This is a genomic window from Streptomyces sp. NPDC001222, from assembly GCF_042896945.1.
In the GTDB taxonomy this organism is placed as follows: Bacteria; Actinomycetota; Actinomycetes; order Streptomycetales; family Streptomycetaceae; genus Streptomyces; species Streptomyces gibsoniae.
This window is the reverse complement of record NZ_JBIAXT010000018.1, coordinates 116,890-123,120: the sequence shown is the minus strand read 5'-3', so window position 1 is coordinate 123,120 and position 6,231 is coordinate 116,890. Positions and strand designations below refer to the sequence as shown.

Here is a 6,231-nt window from a genome sequence, read left to right as displayed (position 1 = left end):
CGTGGCCGCGCGCCGGTCTACAGGTCGCGCCTTTCCAGCGGCCGGGTGGCGGGGCCCTGCAGACCCCGCCCGTCTGCGCCCGGGCGGGCTCCGGGGACTGAGGCCCCGGCCGCTGCGTGGCCGCGCGCCGGTCTACAGGTCGCGCCTTTCCAGCGGCCGGGTGGCGGGGCCCTGCAGACCCCGCCCGTCTGCGCCCGGGCGGGCTCCGGGGGCTGAGGCCCCGGCCGCTCCGTGGCCGCGCGCCGGTCTACAGGTCGCGCCTTTCCAGCGGCCGGGTGGCCGGGCCCTGCAGAACCCGCCCGTCGAGACCGAACCGTGAGCCGTGGCAGGGGCACTCCCAGGCCTGTTCGGCGCGGTTGAAGGCGACCAGGCAGCCCAGATGCGTACAGCGGGCGGACAGGGCCCTCAGCTGCCCCACCTCGTCACGGGCCACGGCACGCAGGTGCACGCCGACGCGGATCACCGCGCCCTCGCCGGGGGCGAGGTCATCGGCCGAGCCTCCGGCCAGCGGTGCCAGTCGGTCCGCCACGAAGTGCTGGGCGATCTGGGCCTGGTGTTTGACGAAGGCCGGGGCCTCACGCACCACGGAGACCACGCGGCGCGGGTCGTAGAGCCCGGCCCAGGCAGGCTCCCGCCCGTCGATCAGGGCGGAGAGCAGAAGGCCCGCCATGATGCCCCCGCTGAGGCCCCATCCGCCGAAACCGGACGCGACATAGCTGTGGCGGCTCGCGGGATGCAACGGCCCGACGAGCGGCACCGTGTCGGTGGAGTCGTTGTCCTGGGTGGCCCAGCGGTGGCTGAAGTCGAGGGGGCCGAAGTGCCCGGTGGCCCACTCGGCCAGTCTGGTGAAGTGCTCCTCGACGTCCGCCGTGCCCGGCGTGAAGTGCTCCCCGGTGACGATCAGCAGCCGGGTGCCGTCGTCCACGGGCGCGGTCCGCAGGGAACGGGTGTTCTCCTCCGGTGTGATGTACATGCCTCGAGGGGCGCGGGCCGCGTCGATCGGGGCCGTGAGGACCAGTTCGCGCCTCGGCGAGAGCCGCGCGAAGAGCATCGCGCGGTCGAAGATCGGGTAATGGGTCGCCACCACCACGTCCCGTGCCGTGACCGTGTGCCCCGCCTCGGTGCGCAGCCGGCAGGGGTCCGACTCGTCCAGCCCGACGACGCGGGTGTGCTCGTACAGCCGGGCGCCCCGCTGTTCGAGCGCGTCGGCCAGCGCGAGAAGGTACTTGCGCGGATGGAACTGCGCCTGGCCGGTGACCCTGACCGCGCCCGCCACGGGGTAGGGCAGCTCCGTGTCGGTGACGAACTCGGCCGGGAGTCCCGCCTCCCGGGCGGCCTCCGCCTCGGCGCGCAGTGCGGGAACCCGGTCGGGGTCCGACGTGTAGGTGTACGCCGGGGCGGTCTCCCAGTCGCAGTCGATGCCCAGCCGCTCGGCCAGCTCGGCCGCTCTGCCGAGGGCCTCCGTCTGGGAGCGGGCGTAGAGCTGTGCGCCCTCGGCGCCGCGGGTGCGGCGCAGCCGCTGATAGACGAGCGTGTGCAGGGCGGTGAGTTTGGCCGTCGTGTGCCCCGTGACGCCGCCGGCGAGACGGCCCGCCTCCAGCACGGCGACGCTCCGGCCGCCCTGCGCCACCTCCCAGGCGGTGCTGAGCCCCGCCATCCCCGCCCCGATCACGGCGACGTCGACCGTGAGGTCCTCGGTGAGGGCCGGACGGGGAAGCCCCGGCGCGGTCTCGATCCAGTACGACGCCTGGGCTCCGGTGCGCTCGGTCATGACGGCCGGGTTCCCCGAACCGGGCTCCCGAAGCAGCCGGCGAGCGGCCGACGCCGCGGCGGTCGGGGCAACGGCGTACCGCCCCTGGCGTCGACGCTCTCGGGCGGTATGCCGAGCGGGGATGTCAGAGTGCGCGGTACATGACATGGAGCCCGACCGTGCCGTGGCGGGGGTGTTCGAAGGCGCCCGGAACGGTGCCCAGGATGCTGAAGCCGAGCGACATCCAGAGCTTCACCGCGGGATTGGTCTCGACCACGGCGTTGAAGACCATGCCGCGATACCCCTGGGCCCTCGCCACGGCCAGGATGTGGTCGGCGAGAGCCCGGCCGATACCGCGTCCCGCGCAGTCCGGATCGACCATGAAGGCCGCGTTCGCGATGCGTGCCGCGGGGCCGCCGTAGTTCGGCGTGACATAGGCGGAGCCGACGATCGCACCGGTGTCGTCCTCGGCCACGTACACACGCTTCCCCGGCGCCATCCACAGGGCGCGGGCCGCGTCCTCGGAGGTCTCCGGGTCCCAGGTGTACGTCTCGGCGGCGGCGACGATCCGATGCCAGAAGGGCCAGATGCGCGGCCAGTCGTCGGCCGCGGCTTCTCTGATCAGCATGGGCGCGAGTCTGACACGCCCATGCCGTCAGCGATCATGACGGTACTGTGAGGTCAGTCGACGCTTGGCAGGATGTGGGGCTCGGCGAGGTCCTCCTCGTAGCCCGCCAGCCGGATGGGGGCGGACCTGGCCCACACGTCGAGACTGCCGAGCTTCTGCTCCGTCCGGCGGCCCCCGCGCTCCCCGTGTTCCTTGGGGCGCTGATCGCGATTCGTCTTCTCCGGTGTCACCGCGCACTCCTTTTGTGTCGGGTAACCCTCAGGACGTACCGGTCCAGTCTGCCGCTGCACCCACGACGTCCGCTCGGGTCTGAGTCAAAGACAGGTCGGACGCGGTGGCGCCGGCAACTCGTACGAGAGCAGGCCGTGGTGACCGGCGTGTCCCGGGACGGACTGTGGGTCGGGTGGACCCAAAGACTGTCCGTACCGTCCAGATTAACCAAATGAGCGGGTACCCGCTCGATGGGGCTGAAACAAACAGGTAACTGTCTTGGGTCATCCACCTCTCATCCGGTCAGATTATTAACGTTTTTGACATCAAGCATCCGTTTTGTCGTCACTCGTTCGGCCCAGTGCTCGAACTGCTTCACCGGCACGGCCGGTGCCCGGTCCGGCGCGGACGCTGCTCAGTTCAGGTCCTGTTGGCTGAGTCGCAAGCTCGCCATGATCTGCTGACCGTCGGCAACGGCTTTTCTCGCGGGAGGACTGACGCATGGAGCTGCGCAGCGTCGAGGAGCTGATGGATCTGCTGCACGCCTGCCGAGGCGCGCGGCGCACCCAGGACCGTGACAACGAGCCGGTCGATGTGCACGAACACGCCCTGCAGACCGCCGCCCTGCTGCGCCGAAGTCGCCCTGCGGACAAGGAACTCCAGGTGGCCGGCCTGGTCCACGACATCGGGCTGCTGCTACGACCGGACGACGCCACCGGACATGCGGACCGGGCGGCCGACGCGGTACGGCCGCTGCTCGGTGAGCGGGTCTCCCGCCTCGTACGCCTGCATGCCGTCGCAGACCGCTATCTGGCCGCGGTCTCGGCACACGGTCCGTCCGCGCGGAGCGCGTCGCTCCCGGCCCGGCGGAGCGAAGCGATGACGCCCCAGGAGGCGGCCGCGTTCGTCCGCGACCCGATGGCCGACGACGCCCTCACCCTGCGTCAGGCGGACGAAGCGGCCAAGGTGCGGGGGCTGGACGCCGGGGTGCTGGAGGACTGGCGGACGGTGCTCGAACTGGTGGCGGCCGGCCGTGCCCGGCTGTGGGCCGTGGACTGAGGCCGGCGCGGCCGAGACGCACCGCGACGGCACGACGTACGACGCGTGAGGTGCGGCGCGCACTGTACAGCGCGTGATGTACGACGTGCTGTCGGTCGGAGCAATCGCCGGGGCGGCCGTCCCGCCGTGTCAGACTCGGCGGGATGCGCCGCCGACACGCAACCGCTCCGGGCCGGGGACGGGTCATCGGCACGTGGCCGGCGCGGCACGCCGGGTGGTGTCTGGCCGCCTCCCTGGCCCTTCATCTGCTGGCCGTCGTCGTCTCCCCGCCCGCGCCCCTGGATCTGCGCGTCTACCGCGAGGCGTCCCCGCTGGTCCTCACCGGTGGCCTCTACGACTACCAACTGCACACCGCTCCGCCGATCCCCGTGCTGCCGTTCACCTATCCGCCGTTCGCGGCCCTGGTGTTCCTGCCGCTCGCGCGGCTGCCCTGGACGGTCGTGGTCGCCCTGTGGCAGGCGGCCTCCGTGGCGGCGCTAGCGGTGGTCGCCGACTGCGCGGCCCGGCTGCTGTGCGGCGGCCGCGACCGGCCCGCGCGGTCCCGTGTCCTGCTCTGGACCGCCGTCGGTCTGTGGCTGGAGCCGGTGCGCCACACCCTGGACCAGGGCCAGGTGAATCTGCTGCTGTGCGCCGTGGTCCTGGCGGCGCTCGCGGTGCCGCTCACGCCGGTGGCCCGGGGAGCGGCCCTCGGCCTCGCGGCCGCGATCAAGCTGACTCCGGCCTTCGGGGGACTGTATCTGCTGGCGACGCGGCAGTGGCGGGCCGCGGGCTGGGCCCTGACCGCCGGTGCCGCAGCCACGGCCCTGGCCTGGCTGATCGCCCCCCGGCAGTCGGCACGTTACTGGTTCGGGCTGGTGACGGACACTCAGCGCATCGGCCCCGCCTGGTCGGTGCGCAACCAGTCCCTGCGCGGAGCGCTCGACCGGCTGCTCGGCCCCGACGCTCTCGCCTCCGTGGTCTGGTGGACGGGCCTGGTGCTGGTCACAGCGGTGGCGGCGGGTGCCCTGTGGAGCGCCGTACGGCGTCATGACCTGCTCGGCGTCCTCGTCACCGCCGAGCTGTACGGGCTGCTGGTCTCCCCCATCTCCTGGAGCCATCACTGGGTCTGGTGCCTGCCGACGATGATGTGGCTGGCGCACGGACCGGGCCGGCGGCGGATGCTGCACCGGTTCACGCTGGCCGCCTGGGCCCTCGTCACGCTCGGCCGCCTCGTCCCGCTGCTGATCCGCGCGGAGGACCGGCTGCCGCACCCGAGCCCGTACCCGGCGCTGCTGGCCTGGCCCGGCGCGGCCTATGCCGTCTGTGCCGTTCTGTCCCTGCTCGCCGTCGCCGCGAGCCGGGAAGGGGCTCCCGGGCGCCTGCCCGCGCACTTCTCTCCCGCCCGGGTGTAGAGCGCCGTCAGTGCCGTTGTCCGGGCACACCCACGGGACGGCCCGGGGAGAGCGTGGTGCCGGGCTCGTAGAAGTGGGCCCGGACCCTGCGCAGCCAGGCTTCGGCCGGTGCCTCGTCAGGCTGGTCCGGCAGCGCTGTGGGCGTCTCGTCGAAGGCGCTCTCGTAGAACCGCAGCACGGGCAGCGCGACCGACGGGTCCGCTGCCACCCGCTCGCCGAAGTCGTGGTACTCCTCCGGGTTCTCGACGCTGATCGTCAGTTGCCCCGTCGCGTAGAGCTCCAGGCCCTGGTGGCACAGCCGTTTGAGGTGGCGGGCGTGTTTGGCGGTACGTGCGCGCGCCTCCGCCGGGAGGGGACCCGCACTGCGGGCTTCGAGACGCCTGAACTGCTGCGTCGCGTACCCGAGATAGGCGTCGCGGACCCGCTTCGCGCACAGGAACGAGGTGCGGATGCCGATCAGCTCCTCGCCGAGCGGTGTGCGCACCTCGTACAGCTCGGCGGGCAGCCAGACGAGCTCCATGGCGGTCGGATTGCCGCCCAGGGCGAGCCGGCACCACTTGGCGGCCTCGTGCAGGGTGCGGTCCGGGGCCGTGGTGACCTGGGACTCCTTCGGCCGGTGCAGACCGTGCAACTGCTCGGTGGGCGCCGCGAACAGGCCCAGCCGGTCCACGTCGGAGCCCGCGTGGGCGAGCCCGTAGGCGGTCGAGCCGACGATGCCGGAGAGCAGGACATGGCGCACGGTCATGGCGGGACGCTAACCAGCGGCGCACGGTCCCGGCCAACGGTTTTTCGTACAGGTGCTCAGGACGGCGTGAGCCCCGGAGTCCTCCGCCTCCGGGGCGCATGCCGCCTACGCCGATCACGAGGGGGACGGTGTCGGTCGATCACTCACGGGAACAACGCGATCCCGACGGCGATCAGCAGGATGATGCAGGCGACCATCGCGACCGTGCCCCACGTCCCGCGGTGCTTCAACGGGGTCGGCGGCCGGCCGCCGCGTGGCCGGTCCTCGGGCAGAGAGCTGTCAGCCGGGCGGTCGGAACGGTAGAACTGTTCGTCGGTCACGTACCGGTTGCGGGGATCGCCGTGGGCACGCGGGTCGATCCCGTGTGGAATGGACATGAGAACTCCTAGCGGTCTCACCAGAGCGAGTTCCCGTCCGCCGCCGGCCTACACGCCTGAGGCGGATCATC

The 6,231-nt window shown here is 72.3% G+C and carries 7 protein-coding genes; 2 read left to right on the top strand and 5 right to left on the bottom strand.

What is annotated here, in order from left to right; translation table 11 throughout:
- Window positions 1-247: 247 nt before the first annotated feature.
- The 3 genes from ACFY2Z_RS23840 to ACFY2Z_RS23830 all read right to left on the bottom strand — a co-directional run bounded on the left by ACFY2Z_RS23840 (window position 248) and on the right by ACFY2Z_RS23830 (window position 2,608).
- Window positions 248-1,771: an FAD-dependent oxidoreductase gene (locus tag ACFY2Z_RS23840; protein ID WP_390746113.1), complete on the bottom strand. Its 1,524-nt coding sequence runs from the start codon at window positions 1,769-1,771 to the stop codon at window positions 248-250.
- A gap of 124 nt (window positions 1,772-1,895) precedes the next feature.
- Entirely contained in the window at window positions 1,896-2,378 is a 483-nt protein-coding gene (locus ACFY2Z_RS23835; RefSeq protein ID WP_390746112.1) for a GNAT family N-acetyltransferase, read from the bottom strand.
- Between the two features lie 53 nt (window positions 2,379-2,431).
- On the bottom strand, window positions 2,432-2,608 hold the full coding sequence (locus ACFY2Z_RS23830; RefSeq protein WP_355922962.1) for a hypothetical protein: 177 nt from the start codon (window positions 2,606-2,608) through the stop codon (window positions 2,432-2,434).
- 481 nt (window positions 2,609-3,089) lie between these two features.
- Between ACFY2Z_RS23830 and ACFY2Z_RS23825 the strand changes: the two genes are divergently transcribed.
- On the top strand, window positions 3,090-3,647 hold the full coding sequence (locus ACFY2Z_RS23825) for an HD domain-containing protein (RefSeq protein ID WP_390746111.1): 558 nt from the start codon (window positions 3,090-3,092) through the stop codon (window positions 3,645-3,647).
- Between the two features lie 143 nt (window positions 3,648-3,790).
- Window positions 3,791-5,038 carry a glycosyltransferase 87 family protein gene (locus ACFY2Z_RS23820; protein ID WP_390746110.1) on the top strand — a complete coding sequence of 416 codons (1,248 nt, stop codon included), beginning with the start codon at window positions 3,791-3,793 and terminating at the stop codon, window positions 5,036-5,038.
- 7 nt (window positions 5,039-5,045) lie between these two features.
- On the opposite strand, the gene ACFY2Z_RS23815 is transcribed toward ACFY2Z_RS23820, so the two are convergent.
- Together ACFY2Z_RS23815 and ACFY2Z_RS23810 are read right to left on the bottom strand one after the other, a co-directional pair.
- Window positions 5,046-5,783 (bottom strand): DNA polymerase beta superfamily protein, encoded by a 738-nt coding sequence (locus ACFY2Z_RS23815; RefSeq protein WP_390746109.1) that lies wholly within the window; start codon window positions 5,781-5,783, stop codon window positions 5,046-5,048.
- Between the two features lie 143 nt (window positions 5,784-5,926).
- Complete coding sequence (locus ACFY2Z_RS23810) at window positions 5,927-6,160, bottom strand: hypothetical protein (RefSeq protein WP_390746108.1); 234 nt, start codon at window positions 6,158-6,160, stop codon at window positions 5,927-5,929.
- Window positions 6,161-6,231: the final 71 nt, after the last annotated feature.

Coding starts and splice junctions, on each gene's coding strand:
- ACFY2Z_RS23840 (WP_390746113.1), bottom strand. CDS start 1,771: ATGACCGAGCGCACCGGAGCCCAGGCGTCGTACTGGATCGAGACCGCG.
- ACFY2Z_RS23835 (WP_390746112.1), bottom strand. CDS start 2,378: ATGCTGATCAGAGAAGCCGCGGCCGACGACTGGCCGCGCATCTGGCCC.
- ACFY2Z_RS23825 (WP_390746111.1), top strand. CDS start 3,090: ATGGAGCTGCGCAGCGTCGAGGAGCTGATGGATCTGCTGCACGCCTGC.
- ACFY2Z_RS23820 (WP_390746110.1), top strand. CDS start 3,791: ATGCGCCGCCGACACGCAACCGCTCCGGGCCGGGGACGGGTCATCGGC.
- ACFY2Z_RS23815 (WP_390746109.1), bottom strand. CDS start 5,783: ATGACCGTGCGCCATGTCCTGCTCTCCGGCATCGTCGGCTCGACCGCC.
- ACFY2Z_RS23810 (WP_390746108.1), bottom strand. CDS start 6,160: ATGTCCATTCCACACGGGATCGACCCGCGTGCCCACGGCGATCCCCGC.